The sequence below is a fragment of the Halorarum halophilum genome (assembly GCF_013401515.1).
Classification (GTDB): domain Archaea; phylum Halobacteriota; class Halobacteria; order Halobacteriales; family Haloferacaceae; genus Halorarum; species Halorarum halophilum.
Genome location: NZ_CP058529.1, coordinates 884,879 through 910,505, shown reverse-complemented (window position 1 = coordinate 910,505; position 25,627 = coordinate 884,879). Strand labels below are relative to the sequence as shown.

Sequence of the window (25,627 nt, the reverse complement as noted above, 5' to 3'; positions counted from 1 at the left end):
CGCCTTCGATCGGGTATGAGCGAACACGAACGAGCGACGCTCGCCGGCGGGTGCTTCTGGTGTGTCGAGGCGGCGTTCAAGGAACTCGACGGCGTGTCCGCGGTGACGTCGGGGTACGCCGGCGGCCACGTCGAGGACCCGTCCTACGAGGAGGTCTGCAGCGAGACGACCGGCCACGCCGAGGTCGTCCAGGTGGAGTACGATCCGGACGTCATCTCCTACGCCGATCTCCTCCGCGTGTTCTTCACGATCCACGACCCGACGACCCTGAACCGGCAGGGACCGGACGTCGGCGAGTCGTACCGCTCGGCGATCTTCCACCACGACGACGGCCAGCGGGAGACGGCCGAGGCGTTCATCGAGGAACTCGAGGCCGAGGACGCCTACGACGACCCCATCGTCACGGAGGTCGAACCGCTGGAGGCGTTCTACGAGGCCGAGGAGTACCACCAGGACTACTACGCCAAGAACCCGAACGACGGCTACTGCCAGTTCAACGCCGACCCCAAGATCCGGAAGGTGCGCGAGAAGTTCGGGGACAAGGTCACGCGGAGCGCCTGAGGCTCACGCGGCCTTTTCGCGTGAACACACGTCGTCCGATCGTCCTCTGGCGGGTGTCCGGCCAGCGGCCCAATCACCCGGCACCGGGAAAGCACTCATTAATAGAGGGGTGACTACCGATATGGATCGTCGTCGGCTCCTTCTCGCTGCCGGTTCGTTCGTCCTCCTCACTCCGGAATGCGCGAGCACTCGAACCACGAGCAGAGCCACCGGTGAAATCCACGATTCGGAGAAACTGATCGAGTTCGGATGGCAGGAGGAGAGTCCGCTCGTCGGCGGTCTCTCGCCGCGTTCGGAGACCCGATATCACCTCGCCGTCGTCGGCTCATCGTCGGATAACGACGTTAACCGGGGGTTCCTTCGCGAGAACGACGGTGAGCACCTCCTCACCTTCCTCGATGAAACGTCGTTCGGAACGAACCGGATCCTCGCACTGCAGGCACGACATTCGAGCGGTGCCCGGTACCTCGACGCGGAGTCGCTCCGCCTCGACGTCGGCGAGCGGATCGAGGGGTCGATCTCGATCGGTACCGCCGAGGGCGGTGCGACGGCGCTGACCCGTGAAACGCTGTTCGTTCGATTCGAGGTGGGGGAGAACGAACCGACCGACGCGCGGATCACTGTCCAGGGGTTCGACGGGGACGTTACCGTGAGTAGCGAGTAGTCCGCACGAATGGATCGCCGGCCGTCGCAACCCACGCCTGCGGACCGGTGTATCGGTGCGATTACATCGCGCAGTACGGGGATTTCGACCGGACGACCCCCGGTCGGCCACCACGCCTTTGTGGCGGACGCGAGTTCCCCCGTTGCGGTTCGCGCCGACGAACTGAGTCACGTGGGCGTGTACCGTTCCGTTCCGACGGCTCGGTCGAGATCGCGACCGGCAGGCGAACGTCCCACGCGGACGGTCGCTTTCGACAGCCGAGCGCGACTCGCGACGACGCGATACCTCGGGGAACGTTTTTAAAATCGGCGTGCACTTACTCGCTATGGACGGCGCGGACCGGTTCTTCCTCGTCATCGTGCTGCTGATTCTGCTGTTCACGCTCGTCGGCGTCGCCATCAGCGTCCTCTGAGATGGGGCGTGATCGCCCCGGCGTGCCGCGGGAGGGTGTCCACTCGGGGTCAGTTCCTCGATCCGTGCTCAAACACCATCGACGCACTTGCTCCCGATTCGGTGGGTTCCGAAGCAGTAGGGGTGAAACGGGAGAATCGAGCTGCGGACGATCGAGTGCGTCGGGCCCCCGCCCGTTCAGACGCGGGGCTCGGTCGCCTCGGCGTCCTCGAGGACCCGGTTCTTCAGCGCCTCCCCGGTGTCGCCGTCGAAGAGGTGGATGGCGTCCTCCGGAAAGCGTGCGACGGTCTTGGTTCCGGCCTCGACGGTCCGCATCCCGCCGACCGTGGCCACGAACGTCCGGTCGTCGTCCTCGAACGTGAGGTACACCGCGTTCTCGTTGCCCATCGGTTCGACCACGTCCACGATCGTCTCGTAATCGTGTTCGCCAGTCGCGGCGTCGACCAGTTCGACGTCCTCCGGGCGGACGCCCAGCGTGACTTCGGTGGCCGACCGGACCGCGGAGGCGGCGTCCTCGCTCAGTGGGTAAGTGAAGTGCTCGCCGACGAGGGTGTCGCCCTCGACCGTCATCTCGAAGAAGTTCATCGAGGGCTCGCCGATGAACCCGGCGACGAACCTGTTCGCCGGACGGTGGTAGCACTCCAGTGGCGTCCCCGCCTGCTGGAGCCTGCCGTCGTCGAGGACCGCGATGCGGTCGCCCATCGTCATCGCCTCCGTCTGGTCGTGGGTGACGTACATCGTCGTCACGTCCAGGTCCTCCTGGAGTCGCTGGAGCTCGGTTCGCATCTGCGAGCGGAGCTTCGCGTCGAGGTTCGACAGCGGCTCGTCCATGAGGAACACCTCTGGATCCCTGACGATGGCCCGCCCGAGCGCGACGCGCTGCTGTTGCCCGCCCGAGAGCTCCGATGGCTTCCTGTCGAGCAGCGGTTCGATGCCGAGCATCTCTGCGGTCTCCTCGACGAGTTCGCGGATCTCGGCGTCGGACATGTCGGTGGACTCCTCGAGCCCGAAGGACATGTTGCCGCGGACGGTCATGTGCGGGTAGAGCGCGTACGACTGGAACACCATCGCGATGTCCCGCTCCTGGGGTCCCTTGTCGGCGATGCTCTCGTCGCCGAGCAGGATGTCCCCGGAGGTGACCGTCTCGAGCCCCGCGACCATCCGCAGGGTGGTGGATTTGCCGCAGCCGGACGGGCCGACGAGGACGAGGAACTCCCCGTCCCCGATGTCGACCGAGACGTCGTCGACCGCGACGATGTCGCTTCCGTCGTCGTCGGTGAACACCTTGCTCAGGTGTTCGAGTGCGAGTCGTGACATGATCAGGTTGCAACCCCCTCGGCGAACTGCTCGCCGAACGCGATGTAGACGACGAGCGTAGGAAGCGCGGCGACGAACGCGCCGGCCATCCGAAGCCCGAAGTCGACGCCTTCGAGCGACGCTCCGAGCCCGGCCAGCTTGAGCGTCACGGGAGCGGCCGGGCTCGTGGCCGAGGAGACCAGGATGAGCGCGAACAGCAGGTCGTTCCAGATCTGGGTGAACTGGTAGATGAGCACCACGGCGAACATCGGCGTCGACAGGGGGAACACGATGCGGCGGTAGACGCGCCGCAGGGTCGCCCCGTCGAGCCTCGCGGATTCGAGCATCTCGGTGCTCATCGACTTGTAGTACGAGCGGAAGAGGATCGTACAGATCGGGATCCCGTACGCCACGTGGGCGATGATGAGCTCGATGATGCCGGCGTAGTCGGAGGAGATGCCGAGCAGGTTCCAAAGCGGCAACTGACCGAGCGAGAGGATGTAGAACACCTGCGAGAGCGGCACGAGTACCGCCTGGTACGGGATGAAGATGCCGGCGACGAACAGCACGAGCACCGGCACCTGGTACTTCCAGTCGACGAGCGTCAGCCCGTAGGCGGTGAAGCTCCCGATGAGCGCCGACAGGATCGTCGCCGGGATCGCGTACAGGAGGCTGTTGAACACGCCGATCGCCAGGGTGTCGAACGCCCGCTGGTACTTTCCGAGGGTCGCTCCGTTCGTGGGGAACTCGGTGAACGGCCACACGGGCGGCGCGTACGGCGCGGTCCCCGTGACAGCGCTGGTGGTCTTGAGTGACGTGACGAACCCCGCCTCGATGGGGGCGAGGAAGAACGCCACGAGCAGTCCGAGCGCCGCGTACAGCGCGACGCGGTAGCCGGTGAGGGACGCGAGGAACGACTCCTCGCGCGTGTGTGTCTCCGTACTCATAGGTTGTCCCGCGTGTACTGGTGATAGAGGTACGGGCCGACGACCGCGAGCGCCATCGCGAACAGGATGACCGCGATCGCGGCGCCGTACGCCCAGTTCGTGTTGCTGTACGCCTCGCGGACCATCTTCGTCGCGAGGATGTCCGCGCCGTTCGGCGGGCGGTACCCGCCGACGAGCGCGTAGAGGAAGTCGAACGCCTTCAGCGCGAACACCATCAGCACGACCGTCGCGCTGATGGTCGCGTTCTTCAGCTGCGGCACGATGACCCGCCAGTACATCCGGGGGATGCTCGCGCCGTCGACCTTCGCCGCCTCGAAGTGCTCGTCCGGGATCGCCCGCAGTGCGGCCAGGTAGACGACCATCGTGTAGCCGCTGAACTGCCAGACCAGCGCGAAGATGATCGCCCCGAGGACCAGGCTCGAGTTACCGATCCAGTTGTACGGGCCGAGTCCGACCAGCCCGATCACGGCGTTGACGATACCGCTGTCGAGGTCGTACATCCACAGCCAGAACTGGGCGGTGACGACGAACGACAGGCTCATCGGCAGGAGGTAGATCGTCCGGAACGTGTTCTCGAACCGGATGCCACGATCGACGAGGATGGCGATGAGCATCCCGAACACGAGCGCGACGATCGTGAACGCCACGAGGAGGACGAACGTGTTGACGGCGGCCTGGACCACGTTCGGGTCGTTCGCCGCCCTGACGTACATGTCCAGGTCCAGGTTCGAGTAGTCGGGCGAGCCGAACCCCGAGAAGTCGGTCAGCGAGATGAGGACGTTCCAGCCGATGGTCCCGTACACGAAGAAGGCCATCAGGAGGAACGGCGGCAGCCAGAACGGGGCGGACTCGACGAAGTCGCGCCCGAACCGCTCCTCCAGCCGCGACCGGACGCCGTCGTCGGCGCCGTCGCCTCCCGTCGCTACACCCCCGTCGGTCGCGACCTGTTCGCCCCCTTCGGTCCCCGTCCGTTCGGCTTCCTCGCGTCCTCCTCGAGCGCCGAGGCTGAGCGACCGGACCAGTCTGGTGAAAAATCGCTCCATTTGTGCCTGGGTGACCGTCTCAGTTCTGAACCGCGTTCATGAACCCGTCCGTGGCCTGCTGGACGTTGTACGGTCCGGTGAACTGGTTCGTGATGACGTTCTCCAGATCCGTCATCGTCTGGGACTCGACCGCGAGGCCGTGGGCCAGGGTCGGCGGCAGTTCGGTCGCGTTCTCGAAGTCCTCGATGGTCTCCTTGAGGTACGGACCGAACTCGCTGGTGTCGACGCCGGTACGCGTCGGGATGGAGCCCTTGTGCTGGTTGAACGCCACCTGCGCCGTCTCCGAGCCGGCGAACTCGAGGAACGTCTTGGTGTTCTCCGGCGACGGGTTGTCGCCCGGCATGATGAACGAGTCGATGTGGAACGTGTAGAGCTCCTCCGTGCCGGGGAACGTCTTGTGGCCCCAGTGCTCGTCGTAGTTGAAGTTCTCCGCGCCCCGGTAGGCGCCGGCGGCCCAGTTGCCCTGGTGGATGAAGGCGGCGTCGCCGTTGATGATCTTCTGGTTGGCCGCGGTGAGGTCCGTGGAGGACGCGTCGTCGTTGATGTAGTTCTCCAGGATTTCCTTCGTCGTCTCGAAGGCAGTCTTCACCGCGTCGCGGCCGCCCTCGCCGTTGACGAAGCTCATGTACGCGTCGTATCCGCCCGTCGAGAGCAGCACGACCCCGAAGAGCTGGAGCGTCGTCCACGCGCTCTGCATCGCCTGGGCCATCGGGACCGCGTCCGTCTGCTCGTCGACGGTCTGGAGGGCGCTCAGGAGCGCGTCCGCGGAGTCGAGGTCGTCCGGGTTGACGCCGGCCGCCTCGACGACTTCGACGTTGTAGAACAGGCAGTTGAGCCGGTGCGAGCCGATGGGCATCGCCCGGTACTCGCCGTTGTACTTGCACAGTTCGGCCGCCTCCGGGATGTGGGCGTCGAGCATGCCGTTCTCCCAGACGTCCGTGACGTTGCCGAGCGCGCCGTCGTACTTCGCGAGGTTCTTGCCCGGCCAGCCGGCGAAGGAACTCGGCGGGTCACCGCTGTTCAGGCGGTTCGCGACGACGGTGTCGAGGTTCTCGTTGCCGCCGCCCCCGATGGGGCTGAAGTTGGTCGGCATGTCGGGGTACTCCTCCTCGAAGGCGGTGACGAGCGCCTCGGCGGCCGCCGCGCCGTCGCCGCCGGTCCACCCGTGCAGGACCTCGAGTTCGTTGTTCCCGCCGCCGCCCATCCCCATGCAGCCAGCGATGCCGGTAAGCCCCGCTGCCCCGGCGCCCGCTGCACCTTTGAGGTACGTCCGCCGTGTGAGTTCCGTGTCCTTCATGGTTTATCCCTCCATGACAGAGGTTAACGACTTCTTCCACAAGGCGCCACTTAACCCTTCTCAAGTTAACTCCTCGCTGAGTGAACTTCACGGCGCGAATCACCGGAAAGAAAGGCTCTCGTTCCACATGCCCGATCACCGTTCGCTTTGGCGGAATAATCGCTGCTGATTCAGCTATGACGGAATCAGTTCGTCGCTACCGGCGAGCGCGTTCAGGAGCGTCACCGCCTCCGGTTTCGAGAGCGGGTCGTTCGCGTTGCCGCAGTGGGGCGACTGGACGCAGGCCGGGCAGCTGTCGGCACAGCCGCAGCCGGAGATGAGCCGGGCGGTCCGGCCCATCAGGTCGGCTGCGAAGTCGTAGGCGGCCCTCGTCAGGCCCACACCGCCGGGGTAGCCGTCGTAGATGAACACCGTCGACCGGCCGGTGTGGCGGTGGTACGGCGTCGAGAGCCCGCCGATGTCCGCCCGGTCGCAGAGCAGCGAGAGCGGCATGAGCGAGATCATGCCGTGTTCGGCCGCGTGGATGCCGCCGTTGAACCCCGCCTCGCCGCCGATCGTCCGCATCTCCGACTCCACGTCGTCCGGGACAGTGTAGTAGAGCGCCGTCGTCGAGAGGCTCGTCTCCGGGAGGTCCAGCGCCTCGCTGCCGAGCGTCTCCCCGGTCGAGCCGTCGCGCCGCTCGAACCCGGTGATCCGCTCGGTGACGGTCACGTCGGCGAACCGGACGGGCGTGTCGGGACGTGCCTCCAGCGCCTTCTCCCGCCGGTCCGCCTCGACGGTGACGTCTTTGTCCGTGAGGACGCGGGTGTAGTAGTCGGCCCAGGTCGGCTGGAGTCGCGCCGCGTCCCGGTCGAGGTCGAGGTCGACGACCTCGTACGACTGGCCCTGGTGGTGGTAGATCGCGCCGGGGTGGGCGTCGCGGAGCGCGTCGGAGAACGACAGCGACGCGATGCGGTCGTTCGACCGGGCGTCCAGCAGGTCGACCTCGCGCTCGTCGATGGTCCGCAGGCTCATCGCGTGCTGGGGGCTCTCGTCGCCAGAGTGCGTCCAGCGGATCCCGTCGTCGGTGGTCCGCCGTTCGAGCGTCCCCGCGGCCTCGAGATCCGTGACCACGTCCGGGAACCCCTCGCCGAAGTGCCGCTCGTCGTCGGGCGAGAGCCAGTTCTCCGCGGCCGCGCAGGCGACGTGACGGGGGCGGAGTTCGTCGTTCTCGGGGTCGACCATCGCACGCTCGGGCTCGCCCGCGAAGAAGTCCTCCGGGTTCGCCATCAGGTACTGGTCGAGCTGGTCCTCGCCGCCGACCATCACCACGAGCGCGGGGTCCGTCCCCCGCCCGGCCCGGCCGGCCCGCTGGAACGACGCCATCCTGGTACCCGGGTAGCCGTCGAGGATGACGGCGTCCAGGCCCCCCACGTCGACGCCGAGTTCGAGCGCGTTCGTCGACCACACGCCCCGGACGTCCCCCGAGTGGAGGCCGGCCTCGATCTCCCGGCGGCGGTCGTGCGTGAGCGCGGCCTGGTACGCCTCGATGTTCCCGGCGAGGTCGTGGCGGCCGCGGTTCCGCAGTTCCTCGGCGGAGTCGGTCGCGTAGCGTTCGGCCGCCTGCCGCGCGCGTGTGAAGACGAGCGTCTGGTAGCCCCGAGAGACGAGATCGCAGAACAGCCGTTTGGTCTCGGTGTGACTGGAGCGCCGCCGTCCCGACTGCCGGTCCGCCACCCCGCCAGTGTACTCGGGCGGGTTCCACAGCAGCCAGTTGCGCGGCCCGCGCGCGGAGGTGTCCTCGTCGACCAGGATGAAGCCGTCGGTCGGCTGGCCGGTGACGCGGCTCGCGTGCTCGACCGGGTTGCCGATGGTGGCCGAGCAGCAGACGAACCCCGGGTCCGCGCCGTACCGCTCGCAGATGCGGTTCAGTCGCCGCAACAACAGCGCGACCTGGGAGCCGAACACGCCGCGGTAGCCGTGTACCTCGTCGACGACGACCAGGTCGAGCGAGGAGAAGAACCACTCCCAGTGCCGATAGGCCCACGGGAGCAGCGCGTAGTGCAGCATGTCCGGGTTCGAGAGGAGGACCGTCGGTCGGCGGCTCCGCACGTCACGCTTCTCCCCGTCCGAGAGCCGTCCGGTGTACTGGTCCACCGAGACACGGGAGCCAAACCCGAGCCCCCGTGCGAGCTCCGAGAGCGTCTCGGACTGGTCCGCGATGAGAGCGTTCTGCGGGGCGAGGTACAGCGTCCGGCCCCCGTGGTCCATCGCGTTCTCGAACGCGGGGACCGTGTAGGCGAGCGACTTCCCGCTCGCGGTCCGGGTGGCGAGCACCACGTCGCGGCCGTCACGGATCGCCTCGACCGCCTCCGCCTGGTGCTCGTACAGCCTGTCGATACCCTCCGCGGCGAGCGCGTCGGCCAGCCGCGGCTCGAGATCCACGTCCGCGAAAGCCGCCTCGCGGCCTGGGAGGGTCCGCTCGGCCGCGACCTGCCCCTCGTAGTACGGGCGGTCGCGGAGCCACGCGACGGTGTCGTCCACGGTTCGTGTGGGGGAGCCGCCGGCTTACGGATTCCGGTCGTCCCCGACGGAACCCGCCTCACGCAGGGAGAGTCGAATGACGCGCCCCACTCGACGAGCAACCTCGCCGGCGAGACGTACACCGGCGCTTCAACGACTCGGCTCGAGAGCCAAGACGGCACCTGTCGGTGAGGCGTGAACTGACCGTTCCGACCGGCGCGAAGCCGCGGTCGGTGCCTCCTACTGCTCCCCGACCGCTCGCTCGATCGCCTCCTCGACCGCTTCGACGACCCCTAGTTCCGCCACCGACGGCTGACGCTCCCGGTGTGCCGCCAGGGTAGCGACCGTCTCCAGGTCGTCGCCGTCGGCAGCGTACACTAGCACGCTCGTCGCCCCGAACCGGATGCGCGCCACGCGCCGGCCGCCGAGCGAGAGGTCGAGCGTCGCGCTCGCGTCGCCGTACCCCGCCTGTCGGTCGAAGTCGGCCAGGTCGTCGACGACGCGCACGACCTCGGCCGCCCTGTCCGCCAGCCCCGGCGGGTAGCCACCGACCCGCTCCTCGAGGAAGGCCGTCAGGTCGCCGACGTCGCCCGGCAGGCGCACGCCGGACTCCCTGGCGAGCGAGACCAGTTCATCCCCGTCGTACAGCTCCACGCCGTTCTCCCGGGCCGCATCCCGCGCATCCTCGGTCGGCTCGCCGGTGCAGGCGAGGACGACGAACGAGAGCGCGCGCTCACGGGCGAGCGCCGCCGCCTCCTCGACGGGGCGTTCGTCCACGTCGCCCCGATGTACCCGGACGATCGCCTCCTCGCCGTCGCGGCGGAGCGCGAGTTCGACGGTCCCCTCCGGCGTCGGCGGGGCGACCGACGCGTCCCAGTCGAGCCAGGCGGCCCCGAGGCGGTCGAGGAACGCCGCCAGTTCCCCGTCGGGGAGCGTCTCGAGCGTCTCGTGGGACCCCATCACGCGTGGAGGTTCGTGCCCACCGGGAAAACCGTGGCGTCGGTTCACTTCCGCCCCGACCCGCGGCGTTATGCGCTCCGGGCGCTCCCGCTCTCTCATGGACGAACCGTTCAGCGTGGACGTTCCCGGCGGCTCCCTCACCATCGACGGCGCGTTCCTCGACGCCTCGCCGGACGAGGTCCGCGACCAGGCGGCCGACTACGCCGCGGGCGAGCGCACGTCGTTCGATGCGGCCGTGGCCTACCCCGACTCCTTCACGGGCGAGGTGATGCGGGCGATCGCGGCCATCCCCTACGGCGAGACCCGGACGTACGGCGATCTCGCGGCGGACCTCGGGACCAGCCCGATCGCCGTCGGCGGGGGCTGCGGGCGCAACCCCGTCCCGCTCGTGGTGCCGTGTCACCGCGTCGTCGGTGCCGACGGGCTCACGGGGTTCTCCGGGGACGGCGGACTGGACCAGAAGCGCGCCCTGCTGGAACACGAGGGCGCCCTGCCGGCGGACGGGGCGTAGTCGCCTGGACGGCACGCGCCCTTTTAGTCGCCGGAGCCACATCCCCGGCCGTGAGCGACACCGTCGAACTCGTCGTCCGCGAGGGGAACCCGGACCACTCGCGCGCTCGCCGGCTCTTCGACGCGGACGTGGCCGCGAAGTTCGCGCTGCTCTGCACCGCGCTCCCGCAGTCGGACTGCTGGAAACAGGTGTGCGCCTCCCTGGTGATGCTAGAGCACATGGCCGCACACGACGAACCGCCCGGCAACGCGACGCGACACGACTGATGAGCGACGCGGTCGGCGGCACGTACACGCTCGTCCTCTCCGTTCCCGAACCGATCACGGTCACCGTCGGCGCCCTCGGGACGCGGCGGTTCCCGGATGGCGGGTACGCCTACACGGGCAGTGCGCTCGGTCCGGGCGGGTTCTCGCGGATTGACCGTCACCGCCGCGTCGCGGCCGGCGACCACGACGTCCGCCACTGGCACGTCGACTACCTCGCCGGCCACGACGGGGTCGCGCTCGTCGACGTCGTCCGGGCGGTCGGTCGCGACGTCGAGTGCCGCGTCGCAGACGCGCTCGCGGACGGGCCCGTCGAGGGGTTCGGCGCGTCCGACTGCGGCTGCCGCTCGCACCTGGCCGCCTACAATGGCGTCGACGCCGTCCGTTCGGCGGTCCGGGACGCGTACTCGTCTCTGTAACGCCGGCGTCGACCCGGACACGCCGGCCGTGTCCGAAGCGGGACGGATGAACTAATGGCCGGGACGCCGAAGCGGTGGTATGTTCCCACCGCTGCCGTACCTCGAGTGGATCGACGGCCGCCCGTCGGCCGCCCGCCACGACCTCACCTCGAGCGACCTCCGCCGCGATCAGCCGAACTCCGTTTCCGACGCCGTGCCCCCGAGGCTCGCCGACCTCCCCGTCTCCGACGACGGGACCCCGCTCGTGGAGTTCGTCGCCGCGGAGTACGACGTGGACCCCTCCTCGGTCGTGCTCGCGGCCGGCGCGACCCACGCCAACTTCCTCGCGGCGGCGACCGCACACGCCCTCGCGGTCGAGCGCGGTAACGCCGCCGACCCGACGCCGCGCGCGCTGGTGGAGGTTCCGGGGTACGGACCGCTCGTGGAGACGCCGCGCGCGCTCGGGATGCGGGCCGACCGGTTCAGGCGACCGCTCCCCGAGGCGTCCATCGACAGGGCGCGCGTGGAGGCAGCCATCCACGAGCCCGCGCTCGAACGGCAGTTCACGCACCTGACGATCACGAACCGGCACAATCCGACCGGGGCGCTCACGACCCGTCGCGAACTGAAGCGTCTCGCGAAGGTGACGCGGGAGAACGAGGGCTACCTCATCGTCGACGAGGTGTACGCCCCGTACGTCGCCGAGGCTGACGGCGACGCCGGCTTCGGCGGGCCGACGGGGGCCGGCCTCCGCGGCGTCGTCTCCGTCGGGTCGCTCACCAAGTTCCACGGGCTCTCCGGCCTGCGGGTCGGCTGGCTGATCGCGCCCGAGCGGTTCGCCCGCCGGGCCGAGCAGGTGAGACACCACGTCCCCGCGCTCGCGGGCCCGAGCGTGGCGCTCGCCCGGCGATTCTTCGCCAACCGCGACGAACTCGTGGCCGAGGCGCGGGACCACTGCGCCGCGAACCACGAGCTACTCGCCGACTTCGCCGATGCCAGGTCGGACCTGATCGGTCCCGTCGCCGAGGGCTGCCCGTTCGCCTTCCTGTCCCACGAGTCTGCCGACGGCGACGCCGTCGCGGAGGCGGCCTGGGAGGACGACGTGCTGGTCGTTCCCGGCCGGTTCTTCGGCGAGCGCGACTGGTTCCGGGTCGCCCTCGGGAACGGTCCGGACGACTCCGCGGAGGCGCTGGATGCGCTCGGCTCGGTGCTCGACGGGCTCTGAAGGCGGGTGCTATCCCGACGCGGCAGTACCTGACGAACGGGGGGAGTGACGAGTAACCGACGGAATGTGACGGGTGGAGCCCGCCGGTCACACCGACCGGGGGTTCGCGAGCGTGTCGGCGAGCTTCTCGACCGGGTGGGGCGGCTCGTCGGCGCCCTCGCGGTCCTCGAGCTGGGATCGGCAGGACGCGCCCGGGGCGACGACCACCTCGCCGCGGCTCGCGTCGACCTGCTCGTAGAGGATGCTCGCGACCGCCTTGCTCATCGAGTAGTGCTCCGCCTCGTAGCCGAAGCTCCCGGCCATGCCACAGCAGGTGGAGTCGAGCGGGTCCACGTCGTAGCCCGCCCGGCGGAGCACGCCGACCGCGTGGTGGTCCTTCTTCGTCGCCTTCTGGTGGCAGTGGCCGTGGTAGGTGAGCGACTCGCCCTCACCGTCGCGGAACGGCATCGCCTCGTCGAGCCGGAACGTGTCGACGTACTCCATCACGCCGTAGCTGTTGGCGGCGACCAGTCCCGCGTCCTCGTCGGGGGCGACCGTCTCGTCGCTCGTCGGGTCCGGGTCGTCGTGCACCTCGCCTCGGAAGTCGAGCAGGTCGGACTGGAGCATCACTGCCTCGGATGGCTCCACGAGGACGACGTCGCGCCCGTCCCGGACCCGCGGGGCCAGGTCGGCCACGGCCTCGTCGAGGTGCTCGCGCGCGCGGTCGATGAAACCGAGCGAGTGCGCCGGCCGGCCGGTGTCCTCGACGTCGGCGAGTTCCACGCGGACGCCGGCCGCCTCCAGCGCGAGGACGGCCGCCCTGCCGGCGTCGGGGTGGTTGTAGTTAGTGTACGTGTCGGGCACCAGCACGGCGACGCGGGTCGCGTCGGCTTCGGGGATGGCCGGCCCGCCGCGGTCCTCGAACCAGTCGCGGAGCGTCTCGCGGTGGAACGCCGGGAGGTCGCGCTCGCGGGCGATGCCGAGCGCCTGCTCGGCCACGAGGCCCGCACCGGGCAGGCTGGTCGCCCAGTTCGAGAGCGGCGCGAGCGCGGAGCCGAGTTTGCTGAGGGTGTTCACCTCGGCGAACATGCGCTCGCGGAGGCTTGCCCCCTCGCGCTGGTGGTGCTCGTGGACGACCTCGGCCTTGAGCTTCGCCATGTCCACCCCGCTGGGACAGTCGACCTTGCAGCCCTTGCAGCCGACGCACATGTCCAGCACCTCCTCGCGGAACTCGTCGGTGAACGGGTCGCCCGGCAGGTCGCCCGAGAAGGCCTGCCGGAGGAGGTTCGCGCGGCCGCGCGTGGACTGGATTTCCTCGTTGGCGGCGCGGTACGTCGGGCACATCACCCCGCCGGTGGTGGACTGCTTCCCGCGACAGCCGCCGCAGCCGTGACACAGCTCCGCCATGCCCTCGAAGCCGTTCTCGTTCTGCCAGTTCAGCTTCGGATCGAACCCCTCGTCGAAGTCATAGTCGGGATCGAACCGGAGGTTCTTGGTGAGGTCGTGGTCGCCGCAGACGTTGCCGGGGTTGAGCAGCCAGTCCGGGTCGAACGCGGTCTTGAGCGACCGGAACGTGTTCCAGACGTCGTCGCCGTACAGCTTCCGGTTCCACTGGGTCCGCGCGCGGCCGTCGCCGTGCTCGCCCGAGACCGACCCGCCGTACTCGGCGACGAGGTCGGTCGCGCGGTCGGCGATGTCGCGCATCGCGGAGACCCCGTCGACGTCCTTCGTGTTGACGAGCGGCCGGACGTGGAGCACGCCTGGACCGGCGTGCGCGTAGAAGGTCGCGAACGTGTCGTTGTCCGCGAGGATCTCCCCGAACGCCGCGACGTACTCCGGGAGGTGCTCGGGCGGGACCGCGCAGTCCTCGATGAACGAGATGTGCTTCGCGTCGGAGGTGCGTCCGAGGAGGATCGGGAGCCCCGCCTTGCGCATCTTCCAGAACGTCGCCCGCCGCTCGGCGTCGTGGGCCTCCATGGCAGCCCGCGCGCGAACCGGCGCCCCGGTCTCGACGCGGTCGCTCGTCGGTTCCGCTTCAGTCTCGGTGTTGGGCGAGCGGTCGGCGACGAGGTCGGCCACCTTCCGCCGGCCCTCGTCGTCGTCCTCCGCGTAGAACTCAACGAGGAGCAGCGAGTCCGTGCCATCGGGCAGCAGGTCGACGACCGGGCCGAACTCGGTCGTCTCGCGGGCCAACCCCAGCAGCACGTCGTCCATCACCTCGACCGCCGCCGGGTCGTGTTCTAGCACGGGGGCCACGTCCTCCATCGCGTCGGCGAGCGAGTCGTAGGTGAGCAGCGCGACCGCCTTCGTCTCGGGCACCTCGACCAGCGACACCTCGACCTCAGTGACGATGGCGAGCGTCCCCTCGCTGCCGGCCATGAGGCGGCCGAGGTTGACGACGCCCTCCTCGCCCCGCTCACCGCGGGCTTCCTCGACGAGCATATCGAGGTTGTACCCCGAGACGTTCCGCTTCATGTCCGGGAACGCCTCGGCGACCGCGTCGCCCTCCTCGTCGACGATTCGCGCGACCTCGGCGTAGATTCGGTCGCGGACGCTCCCCTCCGGGTCGCCCTCCTCGCGTAGCGCGTCGACCTCGATCTCCCCGAACGTCTCGACGCTCCCGTCCGCCAGCACGACCTCGCACTCCTCGACGTAGGCGTCCGTCTTGCCGTACTTCAGCGAGTGGGCGCCCGTGGAGTTGTTGCCGACGGCGCCGCCGATCGCGGACTTGTCGCGCCAGGCCGGGTCGGGCGCGAACTTCAGGCCGTGCGGCGCGAGCAGCTCGTTCAGGTCCCCCAGGATGCACCCGGCCTGGACGGTCGCACGCTCGGCGTCGGGGTCGATCCCGCGGATCCCATCCATGTAGCGCGAGAAGTCGAGGACGACCGCCTCGTTCACGCTCTGACCGGCGAGCGACGTGCCGCCGCCGCGCGGCAGTACCGGGATCCCCTCGTTGGCGCAGTAGGCCATCGCCGCGGCGACGTCTGCGGTCGACTTCGGCATGACGACCCCGATGGGCGTCACCTCGTACGCCGACGCGTCCGTGGCGTACATCTGGCGCGAGTAGCTGTCGAAGCGCACGTCGCCGTCCACGCGCTCCTCCAGCGCGTCCACCAGGTCCGGTCGGGCGACGTCGTCGGAGACGAAGTCGTAGTCCGCGCCGGACAGTTCGGGATCGCCGCCCGGCGTCGGCACGTCGGAACTCATGCGGGTGGCTCGGTGGTGGAGTCGCATAAGCGCGGTGGACGCGGCGAGAGCCGGCGGGGGAGTCGCCGGCGAACGACCCATGGTAGCGCAACACACAAACGCCGCGGGTCGATAGCTGTAGACATGACAACGAACGCGCTATCGGCGTTCCGCGCGAGCGCCGAGCGACACCACGCGACCGTCCACGAGGTGACACCGGCGGACGTCGGCCCGACGCTCGACGCCCTCGTCGAACCCCCCGCGGTCGGCGTCGCCCCCGGGTTCGACCTCCCGTCGTCGGTCGAGACCGACCCGTCTCCGGCCGACCTCGACGCCGCGCGGACCGGCGTCACCGTCGCCAGCCTCGGCATCGCCGACTACGGCACCCTCGTGCTCGAGCAGGATGCGGCGGCCAGCGAGGCCGCGTCGCTGTTCCCCGAGCGCCACGTCGCGCTCCTCCGAACAGAGGACGTCGTCCCGAGCATCGGCGACGCGCTCGGCACCCTCGGCCCACGCCTGCGGGACGGGGGGAGCGCCATCCTCGCGACCGGCCCGAGCGCGACCGCCGACATGGGCGAACTGGTGCTCGGGGCACACGGCCCGGAGGCCGTCGACGTCGTCCTCGTCGGCGAGGAGTACGGCGACGAAGCGGGGAGCGATTCTAACGTCGCCGACGCAGCCGACCCCACAACGGTCGACGCCGGGGGCACGGACGCGGAGGCCGACCGATGAGCGAGGCGCGCCGGGAGAAGGCCGAGAAGCTCCACCACCTGCTTGAGACCGAGGGCGACACCGTGGCGGAGAACACGCGCCTGTTCAACCGGGGTCGGTACGAGGCGACGGCCGATCTCGCCGACTACGAGGCGCTGAAGGACGAGGCGCGGGCGATTAAGGAGGACGCGATCGAGCGGCTGCCGGAGCTCATCGAGGAGCTTCGCGACAGCGTCGAGGCGAACGGCGGCAACCTGTACGTCGCGGACGACGCCGCGGACGCGAACCGGTACGTCCGCGAGGTGGTGACCGACCGCGGCGACTCGGTCGTGAAGAGCAAGTCGATGACGACCGAGGAGCTCGAACTGAACGAGGCGCTGGAGGAGGCCGGCGTCGACGTCACCGAAACCGACCTCGGCGAGTGGGTGTTGCAGGTCGCCGACGAGGCACCGTCCCACCTCATCGGGCCGGCGCTACACAAGTCCAGCGAGGGCATCGCCGACCTGTTCAACGAGCAGTTCGACCTCGAGGAGCCGCTGGAGACGCCCCGGGAGCTGACGAAGTTCGCGCGCGACCAGTTGCTCGTCGACATCGAGGAGGCGGACGTCGGCATCACCGGGGCCAACTTCGTAACTGCGGACTCGGGCACCGTCGCGCTCGTGACGAGCGAGGGCAACGCCCGGAAGTCGGCGCTCGTCCCCGACACGCACGTCGCCATCACCGGGATCGAGAAGGTGATCCCCGCGGTCGAGGATCTCGAGCCGTTCCTGGAACTCATCGGGAAGTCGGCGACCGGCCAGGACGTCCCCTCGTACTACTCGCTGCTGACCCCGCCGCTGACGTCGCCGCCGGTGGACTTCGAGAGACCGAACGAGGCCGTGACTGACGACCCGGAGGGGAGGGAGTTCCACCTCGTGCTCGTCGACAACGGCCGGAGCGCGATGCGCGAGGACCCCGACCTGAAGGAGACGCTGTACTGCATCAGGTGCGGCGCGTGCGCGAACTCGTGCGGCAACTTCCAGTCGGTCGGGGGCCACGCGTTTGGCGGCGAGACGTACACCGGCGGGATCGCCACCGGCTGGGAGACGGGCGTCGAAGGGCTGGAGAGCGCCGCCGAGTTCAACGACCTCTGCACGGGCTGTACCCGATGCGTGCCCGCCTGCCCGGTGAAGATCGACATCCCGTGGATCAACACGGCGGTCCGGGACCGGGTGAACCACATGGACGGCGAGGGCGAGTTCGACTTCCTCGTCGAGGGGTTGACGCCCGACGACGAACCGGCCGGTCTCGACCGGGCGAAGCGGCTGTTCGGCAACTTCGAGACGCTCGCGAAGTGGGGGAGTGCGACGGCGCCGCTGTCGAACTGGATCGCCGGCAGCGCGCCCGCCCGGTGGGCTATGGAGCGCTGGATCGGCGTTTCCAGCGAGCGCGACCTCCCCGAGTTCCAGCGGGAGACGCTCGTCGACTGGTTCGAGACGAGGGGCAGTCGCGTCGACGCCGCGGACGCAGAGCGCGAGGCGGTGCTGTACCCGGACGTGTACACCAACCACGTCGCCGTCGAGCGGGGGAAGGCGGCGGTCCGAGCGCTCGAGGCGCTCGGCGTCCGGGTGGTCGTACCGCGCTCCGCGGCGGTCGGGAGCGGCCGCGCGCCGCTCTCGCAGGGGATGGTCGAGACGGCGCGGGGGCAGGCCGAACGGTTCCGCGACGCGCTGTCGTCCGAACTCGACCGCGGCCGCGACGTCGTGGTCGTCGAGCCGAGCGACCTGGCGGCGATCCGTCGGGAGTACGAGAAGCTCCTCCCCGCCGACGACTACGAGCGGCTGTCGGAGTCGAGCTTCGAGGTGATGGAGTACGTGTTCGGCATGCTGGAGAACGGTGCCGACGGGAACGAACTCCGCGCGGGTGACCAGGAGCCGGTCGACTACCACGCCCACTGCCAGCAGCGGACGCTGGGACTGGCGGCCCACACCGTCGCCGTGCTGGAGCGGCTGGGATACGAGGTGACGACCTCCGACACCGAGTGCTGCGGGATGGCCGGGAGTTTCGGCTACAAGTCGGAGTACTACGAGCTGTCGATGGACGTGGGCGAGCCGCTGCGCGAGCAGTTCGGCGACGACGGCCGCCGGGTGCTCGCGTCCGGGACATCGTGCGTGGACCAGCTGGAGGCGCTGCTGTCGCGACCCGCGACCCACCCGGTCGAGCTGATCGCCCCCGACACGTCCCCGCGTTGACGGGCGTCTGACGCCCGTCCTCCGTTGGGACGCTTTTAAGACCCGCCACTCCGTTTCCGTCGGTATGGACGCAGACGGCTCCCCTCAGGAGATCACCACGCTCGTCGGGCGCGAGGTGTACTCCAACAACGGGGTCTTCGTCGGCGAGGTGGAGGACGTTCGGCTCGATCTCGACACCCAGGTCGTCACCGGTCTGGCGCTCACCGAGTTGAACGGGGAACTGTTCTCGGGCCGCATCGAACCCGGGAAGGGCGTGATGTTGCCGTACCGCTGGGTGCGCGCGGTCGGCGACGTCATCCTCATCAACGACGTCATCGAGCGCCTCAAGGACGACGAACACGAGGAAGCGCTGGCGTAACCGGGGGCCTCCCTTTCCTGCGATATCTCGGAGTACAGGACCGTAAGGAAGACCGGAAGACGGGACCGGCGGCGGTCGGGCCAGGTCAGGACCCGTTGCTCGACTCGCTACCGCCGCTACTGCTGCCCGAACTCTCGACGCCCATCGCGTCGAACAGCTTCCTGCGGACCGCCTCCTCGGAGAGCTTCAGGAGGGTGTCGCGGTTCGACTCGCTCGCCTCGATGCCGGTGAACAGCCCAAGCGGGATCTCGGCGTTCCCCTGCGTCGAGTGGCCGGCCGCCTCGCCGATGTCCGAGAAGGCGTCCTGGAGGACGTTGCCGATGTTGATGCGGATGTCCTTCGAGCGCGCCGCGAGGTAGATGGTGTCGTCCGCGATGCCGAAGACGGCGGACGTTGTGATGCCCTCCAGGTCGAGTAGCTGCTGGGCGGCCTGCGCGAGCGCCTCGCGGTCGCGGATGAACCCCGCGTTCGAGACGAGGTGGCTCCCCTGGACCTCGCGGTTCTGGATGGCCTCGGCGAGCACGTCGAGCGTCTCGGGCGACATCGAGGGCGACTCGACCTCCTCCAGCATGTCGTGGTCGGCGAACGGGTGGAGGTAGGCGGCGGCGGTGAGATCCGCGGGCGTCGTGTCGCGCTTGAAGTCGACCGTCTCCGCACGGATGCCGTACAGGAGGGCCGTCGCCACCGTCTCGCTCGGCGAGAGGTCGAACTCCTGGATGTACTTCGTGAGGATGGTCGAGGTCGCGGAGACGTTCCGGCGGATGTCGGTGAACTCCGCCTCGAACGACTCGTCGGGCTCCTCGTGATCGATGTAGATGTCGACGTCGGCGCCGATGTCGAGCTGGCCGGCCTCGGAGTAGTCGACGAGCGCGAGCGCGCCGTAGCTCGACAGCGGGCCGGCGTCCTCGCGCGCCCGAAGGTCGATGCCGAGCGTGTTGACGAACGCGCGGTTCTCCTGGTGGCCGATCTCGCCGTCGTAGAGGATGTCGGCCTCGATGTCGTACTCGGCGGCGATGGCGGCCAGCGCGACGGCCGCGGCGATGGAGTCCGGGTCGGGGTTGTCGTGCGCGAGGATGGCCAGGTGGCCGTCGGTGTTCTCGAGGATGTCGGCGAGCTGTCTCGCCTTGTACTCCAGCTCCCCCGATTCGAGCGCGCGTAGCGCCGAGTCGGCGATGACCGTCGAGGGGTTGATCACCACGTCGGCCCCGAGCTGCGTGAGTTCGTCCTGGCTGACGGGGTCCGACGCACGGACGACGACGTACTGCTCGCCGTCGCGGTCCCGGATGGCCCGGACGGCCTCCTTGTTCGCGTCCACGTCCGACGAGAGGATCAGGATGACGTCCCTGTCGGCGACGACGCCGGCGACGTCGTCCTCCGCGATGTCCTGGACCTGCGCGTTGAGGTCCTGGTCGCGCAGGGCCTCGACGCGGGACTCGTCCTTGTCGAGGATGAGCACGTCCTTGCCCTCCTCCGTGAGATCGTCCGCGACGGCGTGCCCGACGCTCCCACACCCCAGAATCGCGTAGGTAGACATCGAGGAAATCGTCACCCCAGTACTCATTGGTGACTCGCCGTCGGGCGTCACGGGACTTAAGCGGTGATGTTCGTTCACGACCGAGAGCGGGCGGGAAGCGGAAGGCATTTTACAGGGACGGCGGAAGTTACGAGCGTCGGGGCCGGTAGCTCAGTTAGGGAGAGCGACGGACTCTTAATCCGTCGGTCGGGGGTTCAAATCCCTCCCGGCCCGTGCAACGAGACGGTGAGCGGAGCGAACCGTCGTGTGAACCGGTAGGGGGGATTTGGGGTAGACCGGACGCGCGCAAGGGAGTGAGCACGTCCGGGCGTGGTTCAAATCCCTCCCGGCCCGTTTTCCGCGCGACACAACTGCGGGGAGCGTCAACGACGAGTCCGCGTAGCGCTGTGACGGCTCACCGGGGGATTCGTCCCACGCAGAGCCAGTCTACATTCTCCTCGGTCGTTGTGGTACGCGAGCCCCGGACCTCGAGAGTTCCACAACCTGAATACGGGGTCACGTTGCGCCAATAAGCGTGGACTACCCATCCCACTATTGGAAAAGTGTCACTCTACGACATCTCTTGAGGGAATTGAGTTTGATGCTTGTCCAATTTGTGCCCTAAAATCCACATGGCTGCCACATCAGCACGCGAAGTGCTTTGTATGTGGCCTACATCGAGTCACGAGCATTGATAACAAGTGCAATTTAGTGTATGAACAGCATCAACAGCCCGCTACGGAAGAGCAGCAACAGTATTCGATCATGACTCGTACTCGGTATCTATTCTCCCCTCGGATACGCACTGTCGCCATCACGCTCGTACTCCTCTGCTCGGCGCTCACTATGGGCGTGCCAGTGGGAGCGAGTGCGCCGGACGGACCTGCGAACGACCTGCACACCAACGTTTCGGCCGCCGACTGCGACGAGACGGAACTCGAGTTCGCCGACACGCCGACGAGCGAGGGGATACCGGTGACGGCGTGTTTCCCCCGCGGGGGATTCGTCCTGGTTAGTATCGGCAGCGCTTCCAATGCTGCTACGGCCACCGAGTTCTACGACGTGACCCAGAGCCGGTATCTGGAACCGGGCGAGCGAGCGACGCTCGTGCTGGAACTCCCCGAAGCGATCCCGTTCGAGGACGAGGACGAGAACCCGCTTCCGGAAGTGATCGTCCAGACGAGGGCCGTCGAGGACACAAACGAGAACGGGGAGTTCGACTTCGAACGCCCCGACTTCACTGACGGACATAAGGGGGAGGATACGAACGTGAAGGAACTCCAGACGACGGTAGTCTACCCCGTGGACGCTCCCGGGGAGGACTGCTGAATCCGCTCGCCGAGTGCCTCGGGGTCGACGCGGACGGGTGGACGTAGACGCTCGTTACCCTGCGCGCGATAGGCGAGGATTCGGCCCCGCCTCGCGCTCCGTAACTCAGCCGTCCGAGCGTCCGCAGTCCACCGCGACCTCGTAGGACACCGGCAGCTCCTCGCAGTCCATGATCTCGGCGATCTGCTCGGCCGTGAGGCTCCCCTCCTCGCGCGCCCGGCGGAGGAGGCGGGCGACGCGCCCGCTCGCGGGCTGGAGGCGGTTGTCCCCGGCCATGAAGCAGTAGTACTCGGTGGCGACGTCGATGGCCTGCGAGCGGGAGCGCTCCCCCGTTGCCTCCTGGAGGGCGTCGTACACCGACTGGCGGCGGTCGGTCAGCCTGATGGTCGTGGCCTCGCTCTTAGTGCGAGTGTAGTCGGCAAGTGGCAAATATCCTCAGATGACTGAAGCCACGGTTTAAGCGACGGATTCGGGGGGTTCCCGGTGACCCCGTCTCAGTACGTCGATAGGGTCGCGCTGGCGATCCGGAGTTCTACCAGCCCGCTCGACGTTTCATCGTCGACGCCTCCCTCTCGGGCTCCCGCTCCGCCGTCGGCGGCTCCACTGCCGGACGTCCCCCCGTCGGTCACAGTCCCTCCGCCCGTATCCGGGTCATCGTCGGCGTCAGCGTCGTCGGCTGCGTCACCGTCGGCTCCCCCACTCTCGCCATCGCCCCCGTACTTCTCGTCGATCCGTTCGAGCAGCCACGACTCGCGTTCGTCGTCCTCGACGATCCGGGCGGTGGCGAGCAGCGTCGCGTTCCAGTCGACGTTGCCGGCGCGGTCGGCGCTCTCGACGGAGACGGCGACGCGGGGGTTCCGCCGGAGGTTCCGGAGCTTCCGCCCGCCGGTGGACACCCAGAGCGACCCGTCGTCGTAGGCGTACCAGACGGGGGCGACGTGGGGTCGGTCGTCGACGCTGGTGGCGAGGTGCGCCGAGAGGGATGCGTCCGCGATACGGTCGACGACGCGGTGGGGGATTGTCATGGCTCCGTTACGGACGTCGCGGGCAAAACGGCGCCGCCCACCCCGGACGAAAACCCGCTATCGATCCGGCTCGCCGTCGAGCGCCGCTCGCTGTAACCGACGGCCCCGTTCCGTCTCGACTTCGAGCTCCGGGACCGAGGTGGGCTTCAGATCCTCGTCGATGGCGACGAACACGAAGTACGAGGCGGTCGTCTGTTCCCGCTCGCCGGTCCGCGGGTTCTCCCGGAACGCCCGGAGGCGAACGCGGACGCTCGTTCGACCGGTGGCGAACGCGTACGACTCGATCACGCACGTGTCGCCACGGGGGATCGGTCGCTCGAAGTCGAGGCGGTCGATGCTCGCCGTGACACACGACTCGCCGGCGAGGCGCATCGCGGACAGCGCGCCGGCCTCGTCCATCCACTTCGCGACGTTGCCGCCGTGGGCGGTGTCGTAGTTGTTCGTGTCGTCCGGCTGGACGCGCTCGCGGTTCTCGATGAGCGTGTCGACGAGGGTGACCATGGTCCGCGTTCCCGCCGTGTCGCCTTGAAGCAACGGCACTCGCCACCCGACACGACCGCGACCTCGAACGGCGAGTCGCGGCGACAGTTGCCGACTCGGTCGTGCGGTTTCGACGCCTCTTTGCCGGCGGTCGTCGGAGCGCCGGTGTGCCCCCCGACGAACAGCCGTCCCCGCTCCAGTTCTGGACGCTCTACCTCTCCCGCTTCGCGGGCGGGTTCGGGTCCATCACGCTCATCATCCTGATCCCGAAGATCGCCCCCGAACTCGGAATCGGCGGCGTCGGTTTCGGGCTCCTCTACACCGCCTACACCCTCGCACAGACTGCCACGGTCGTCCCGCTCGCCTGGGCCGGCGATCGGTACGACAAGCGGCTGGTGCTGCTCGGGACGCTCGCGCTCGGGATCGTCACGTACGCGGCGTTCGGCTTCGTCACCACGGAGTCGCAACTGCTGGCCGTTCGGGCGTTCCAGGGCATCGTCTTCACCGGGATGGGGCTCATGACGCTCGCGCTCGTCGGCGAACTCGCCACGACCGGGACGCGCGCGAACCACATCGGGAAGTCCAACGCCGCCTCGTTCGCGGCGTCGATCCTGGGCGGCCTCTCGGCGGGGTTCCTCTACGACTACTTCGGCGGCTCCTACGAGGTGTTCCTGCTCATCACCGGACTGTACGTCGTCACGTTCGGCGCGACCGCGCTCCTGCTCTCGGCCGACGACACCCGGATCGGCGGGTTCCCGTTCTCGGACCTCGCGGTGAACCGTCGCATCCTCACGCTCACCTCCTTCCGCGCGCAGTACGCCGTCGCCGTGACGCTCGTCCGCAACTGGGTCCCCGTGTTCGCCGGGTTCGCGCTCGCGCAGGGCGGCCTCGGCTATCCGGCGTTCGCCGTCTCGGTCATCACCGTCTCCGAGAAGTTCACGAACATGCTCCTCCAGCCGTTCACCGGCCGGCTCTCTGACAGTGCGGGTCGGTCCCTGTTCGTCTTCGCCGGCGGCGGCGCCTACGGGCTGGTCGCGCTGCTCGTCCCGTTCACGCCCGTCATCGGAGGGTCGCTCGGTCTCCCCGGCTCCCTGCCGGTCGTCGGCGCCGTGTCGGCGGCGTTCCTCCCCCTGCTCGCGCTCAACTGCGGGCTGGGCATCGCCGACAGTTTCCGCGAACCGGCCAGCATGGCGCTGTTCGCCGACGAGGGGAGCGACGGCGACGGCGTCGCGTCGAGTTTCGGCATCCGCGAACTGGTGTGGCGCCCCGGGTCGGTGGTGGCGCCGATCGCCGGCGGCTGGCTGATGGCCGAGGTCGGGATGGACTCGGTGTTCTACGCCGGCGGCGCGTTCGCGATCCTCGGCGCGCTCACGCTCCTCGGGGTGCTCTGGCGGACCCACGGCGCGGGCGCGCTGCGACAGTGGTGACCTGAAGCGGAAAATCGCGGCGGACGTCTCCGTCCGCGTCGGTTCGACTACCCAGAAAAACGTGTCGGCGACGGGCTTCCAGCTACAGTTCGCTCGCGACCGTCTCGGTCCCCGCGCCCACGTCGACGTCGGCGCCCTGTTCGCGGAGCGTCTCGCCCAGCGCACTCACCAGGAACGAGACGTTGCCGGGTCGGGCGGAGTGACCCATGCAGCCGATGCGGAAGATGTCGCCCGACAGGTCGCCGAGGCCGCCGGCGATCTCGACGTCGTAGTTCGCCAGCAGGCTCTCGATGACGGCGCCGTCCGTCACCCCGTCAGGGACGCGTACCGCGTTGAGACTCGGCAGCCAGAACTCGTCCGCGGCGTTCATCTCGAGCCCCATCGCCTCGACGCCCGCCTTCAGGGCGCCGGCGACGTCGCGGTGGCGGTCCCACCGCTGTTCGATGCCCTCCTCCGCGACGAATCGGAGCGACTCGCGGAGAGCGTACACGTTCGTGATCGGCGCCGTGTGGTGGTACGCGCGCTCGTCGCCCCAGTACCCCTCGAGCAGCGAGAGGTCGAGGTACCACGAGCGGGACGGCTCCTCCCGCCCCAGGACCTTGTCCATCGCGCGGTCGTTCAGGGTGAGCGGCGAGGCGCCCGGCGGGCACGAGAGGCACTTCTGCGGGCCGGAGTACGCCACGTCGACGTCCCAGTCGTCGACCCTGAGTTCGACGCCGCCGAGCGACGTGACGCAGTCGGCGATCACGTAGGCGTCGTGGTCGTGGGCGATCGACGTGAGTTCGGGGACGCTCGGCTGGCGCACGCCCGTCGACGTCTCGGCGTGGACGAAGCCGAACACGTCGGGCTGGTGTTCGTCGAAGGCGTTCTTCACGTCCGCGGGGTCGAGCGGCTCGCCCCACGGCGCGTCCACCTCGACGACCTCGCCGCCGGCGCGGCGCGCCATGTCGGCCATCCGACCGCCGAAGTAGCCGTTCGTCGGGACGAGCATCGTCTCGCCGGGTTCGACGAGGTTGCCGATGGCCGCCTCCATCGACGCCGACCCCGTCCCGGAGACGGGGATGGTCCACTGGTTGTCGGTTCGGAACGCGTACCGCAGGAGCTCCTGAGTCTCGTCCATGATCTCGACGAACGCGGGGTCGAGGTGGCCGACGAGCGGGGTCGACATCGCGCGGAGTACTCGGGGGTGAACGTCGCTCGGGCCGGGACCCATCAGCGTTCGGTCTGGCGGCGTAAGTTCATCAACTTCGGGTCGGTCCATGTGCGTGGCGAATACAGGCCGGGCCAAAAACGCCGCGCTTCCGGTCGAG

At 68.9% G+C, this 25,627-nt stretch carries 22 protein-coding genes, 1 tRNA gene and 1 pseudogene; 12 read left to right on the top strand and 12 right to left on the bottom strand.

Annotated elements, in window-relative coordinates; translation table 11 throughout:
• Window positions 1-15: 15 nt before the first annotated feature.
• Window positions 16-561, top strand: coding sequence for a peptide-methionine (S)-S-oxide reductase MsrA (gene msrA / locus HUG10_RS04795; RefSeq protein ID WP_179168475.1), 546 nt, complete (start codon window positions 16-18; stop codon window positions 559-561).
• Window positions 562-682: 121 nt separating this feature from the next.
• The gene (locus HUG10_RS04790; protein ID WP_179168474.1) at window positions 683-1,225 is read left to right on the top strand and encodes a hypothetical protein; all 543 of its coding nucleotides are present in this window, start codon (window positions 683-685) and stop codon (window positions 1,223-1,225) included.
• 588 nt (window positions 1,226-1,813) lie between these two features.
• On the opposite strand, the gene HUG10_RS04785 is transcribed toward HUG10_RS04790, so the two are convergent.
• The 6 genes from HUG10_RS04785 to HUG10_RS04760 all read right to left on the bottom strand — a co-directional run bounded on the left by HUG10_RS04785 (window position 1,814) and on the right by HUG10_RS04760 (window position 9,681).
• Window positions 1,814-2,953 (bottom strand): ABC transporter ATP-binding protein, encoded by a 1,140-nt coding sequence (locus HUG10_RS04785; RefSeq protein ID WP_179168473.1) that lies wholly within the window; start codon window positions 2,951-2,953, stop codon window positions 1,814-1,816.
• Window positions 2,954-2,955: 2 nt separating this feature from the next.
• On the bottom strand, window positions 2,956-3,879 hold the full coding sequence (locus tag HUG10_RS04780) for a carbohydrate ABC transporter permease (RefSeq protein ID WP_179168472.1): 924 nt from the start codon (window positions 3,877-3,879) through the stop codon (window positions 2,956-2,958).
• Window positions 3,876-4,922, bottom strand: coding sequence for a carbohydrate ABC transporter permease (locus HUG10_RS04775; RefSeq protein WP_179168471.1), 1,047 nt, complete (start codon window positions 4,920-4,922; stop codon window positions 3,876-3,878). Before HUG10_RS04775 ends, HUG10_RS04780 begins: the two co-directional genes overlap by 4 nt.
• Before the next feature lie 19 nt (window positions 4,923-4,941).
• The gene (locus tag HUG10_RS04770) at window positions 4,942-6,219 is read right to left on the bottom strand and encodes an ABC transporter substrate-binding protein (RefSeq protein WP_179168470.1); all 1,278 of its coding nucleotides are present in this window, start codon (window positions 6,217-6,219) and stop codon (window positions 4,942-4,944) included.
• A 174-nt stretch (window positions 6,220-6,393) separates the two neighbouring features.
• A complete protein-coding gene (locus tag HUG10_RS04765; protein WP_179168469.1) occupies window positions 6,394-8,742 on the bottom strand; it encodes a DEAD/DEAH box helicase in 2,349 nt (782 codons plus the stop codon).
• A gap of 219 nt (window positions 8,743-8,961) precedes the next feature.
• On the bottom strand, window positions 8,962-9,681 hold the full coding sequence (locus HUG10_RS04760) for a restriction endonuclease (RefSeq protein WP_179168468.1): 720 nt from the start codon (window positions 9,679-9,681) through the stop codon (window positions 8,962-8,964).
• 97 nt (window positions 9,682-9,778) lie between these two features.
• Here HUG10_RS04760 and HUG10_RS04755 point away from each other — a divergent pair, with 97 nt between their 5' ends.
• From HUG10_RS04755 to HUG10_RS04740, 4 genes and pseudogenes are all read left to right on the top strand, one after another.
• Complete coding sequence (locus HUG10_RS04755) at window positions 9,779-10,192, top strand: methylated-DNA--[protein]-cysteine S-methyltransferase (protein WP_179168467.1); 414 nt, start codon at window positions 9,779-9,781, stop codon at window positions 10,190-10,192.
• 50 nt (window positions 10,193-10,242) lie between these two features.
• The gene (locus HUG10_RS04750) at window positions 10,243-10,458 is read left to right on the top strand and encodes a hypothetical protein (protein ID WP_179168466.1); all 216 of its coding nucleotides are present in this window, start codon (window positions 10,243-10,245) and stop codon (window positions 10,456-10,458) included.
• Window positions 10,458-10,871 (top strand): annotated as a pseudogene (locus HUG10_RS04745) (GIY-YIG nuclease family protein); the annotation flags it as partial. The gene HUG10_RS04750 and the pseudogene HUG10_RS04745, both read left to right, overlap by 1 nt.
• Before the next feature lie 82 nt (window positions 10,872-10,953).
• Window positions 10,954-12,078, top strand: a complete 1,125-nt coding sequence (locus HUG10_RS04740; RefSeq protein WP_179168464.1) for a pyridoxal phosphate-dependent aminotransferase — start codon at window positions 10,954-10,956, stop codon at window positions 12,076-12,078.
• An 87-nt stretch (window positions 12,079-12,165) separates the two neighbouring features.
• On the opposite strand, the gene HUG10_RS04735 is transcribed toward HUG10_RS04740, so the two are convergent.
• Window positions 12,166-15,264, bottom strand: coding sequence for an FAD-binding and (Fe-S)-binding domain-containing protein (locus HUG10_RS04735; protein WP_179168463.1), 3,099 nt, complete (start codon window positions 15,262-15,264; stop codon window positions 12,166-12,168).
• Between the two features lie 123 nt (window positions 15,265-15,387).
• Here HUG10_RS04735 and HUG10_RS04730 point away from each other — a divergent pair, with 123 nt between their 5' ends.
• From HUG10_RS04730 to HUG10_RS04720, 3 genes are all read left to right on the top strand, one after another.
• Window positions 15,388-15,975: a LutC/YkgG family protein gene (locus HUG10_RS04730; protein ID WP_179168462.1), complete on the top strand. Its 588-nt coding sequence runs from the start codon at window positions 15,388-15,390 to the stop codon at window positions 15,973-15,975.
• Window positions 15,972-18,185 (top strand): LUD domain-containing protein, encoded by a 2,214-nt coding sequence (locus HUG10_RS04725; RefSeq protein ID WP_179168461.1) that lies wholly within the window; start codon window positions 15,972-15,974, stop codon window positions 18,183-18,185. Before HUG10_RS04730 ends, HUG10_RS04725 begins: the two co-directional genes overlap by 4 nt.
• Window positions 18,186-18,249: 64 nt before the next feature.
• Window positions 18,250-18,543 (top strand): PRC-barrel domain-containing protein, encoded by a 294-nt coding sequence (locus HUG10_RS04720; RefSeq protein ID WP_179168460.1) that lies wholly within the window; start codon window positions 18,250-18,252, stop codon window positions 18,541-18,543.
• Window positions 18,544-18,628: 85 nt separating this feature from the next.
• Here the strand turns inward: HUG10_RS04720 and HUG10_RS04715 are convergent, their stop codons facing one another.
• Complete coding sequence (locus tag HUG10_RS04715) at window positions 18,629-20,104, bottom strand: DHH family phosphoesterase (RefSeq protein WP_179168459.1); 1,476 nt, start codon at window positions 20,102-20,104, stop codon at window positions 18,629-18,631.
• Between the two features lie 112 nt (window positions 20,105-20,216).
• On the opposite strand from HUG10_RS04715, the gene HUG10_RS04710 reads away from it, so the two are divergent.
• Together HUG10_RS04710 and HUG10_RS04705 are read left to right on the top strand one after the other, a co-directional pair.
• Window positions 20,217-20,290, top strand: a tRNA-Lys gene (locus HUG10_RS04710).
• A 624-nt stretch (window positions 20,291-20,914) separates the two neighbouring features.
• Window positions 20,915-21,385: a hypothetical protein gene (locus tag HUG10_RS04705; protein ID WP_179168458.1), complete on the top strand. Its 471-nt coding sequence runs from the start codon at window positions 20,915-20,917 to the stop codon at window positions 21,383-21,385.
• A 105-nt stretch (window positions 21,386-21,490) separates the two neighbouring features.
• Here HUG10_RS04705 and HUG10_RS04700 read toward each other — a convergent pair whose 3' ends face one another.
• The 3 genes from HUG10_RS04700 to HUG10_RS04690 form a co-directional block, all read right to left on the bottom strand.
• The gene (locus HUG10_RS04700; RefSeq protein WP_179168457.1) at window positions 21,491-21,814 is read right to left on the bottom strand and encodes a hypothetical protein; all 324 of its coding nucleotides are present in this window, start codon (window positions 21,812-21,814) and stop codon (window positions 21,491-21,493) included.
• Window positions 21,815-21,879: 65 nt separating this feature from the next.
• Window positions 21,880-22,410, bottom strand: a complete 531-nt coding sequence (locus tag HUG10_RS04695) for a pyridoxamine 5'-phosphate oxidase family protein (RefSeq protein WP_179168456.1) — start codon at window positions 22,408-22,410, stop codon at window positions 21,880-21,882.
• A gap of 57 nt (window positions 22,411-22,467) precedes the next feature.
• Window positions 22,468-22,911 carry an acyl-CoA thioesterase gene (locus tag HUG10_RS04690; RefSeq protein ID WP_179168455.1) on the bottom strand — a complete coding sequence of 148 codons (444 nt, stop codon included), beginning with the start codon at window positions 22,909-22,911 and terminating at the stop codon, window positions 22,468-22,470.
• Between the two features lie 146 nt (window positions 22,912-23,057).
• On the opposite strand from HUG10_RS04690, the gene HUG10_RS04685 reads away from it, so the two are divergent.
• Window positions 23,058-24,317 (top strand): MFS transporter, encoded by a 1,260-nt coding sequence (locus HUG10_RS04685; RefSeq protein ID WP_179168454.1) that lies wholly within the window; start codon window positions 23,058-23,060, stop codon window positions 24,315-24,317.
• Window positions 24,318-24,399: 82 nt separating this feature from the next.
• Here HUG10_RS04685 and HUG10_RS04680 read toward each other — a convergent pair whose 3' ends face one another.
• Window positions 24,400-25,578 (bottom strand): pyridoxal-phosphate-dependent aminotransferase family protein, encoded by a 1,179-nt coding sequence (locus HUG10_RS04680; RefSeq protein ID WP_179168453.1) that lies wholly within the window; start codon window positions 25,576-25,578, stop codon window positions 24,400-24,402.
• Window positions 25,579-25,627: the final 49 nt, after the last annotated feature.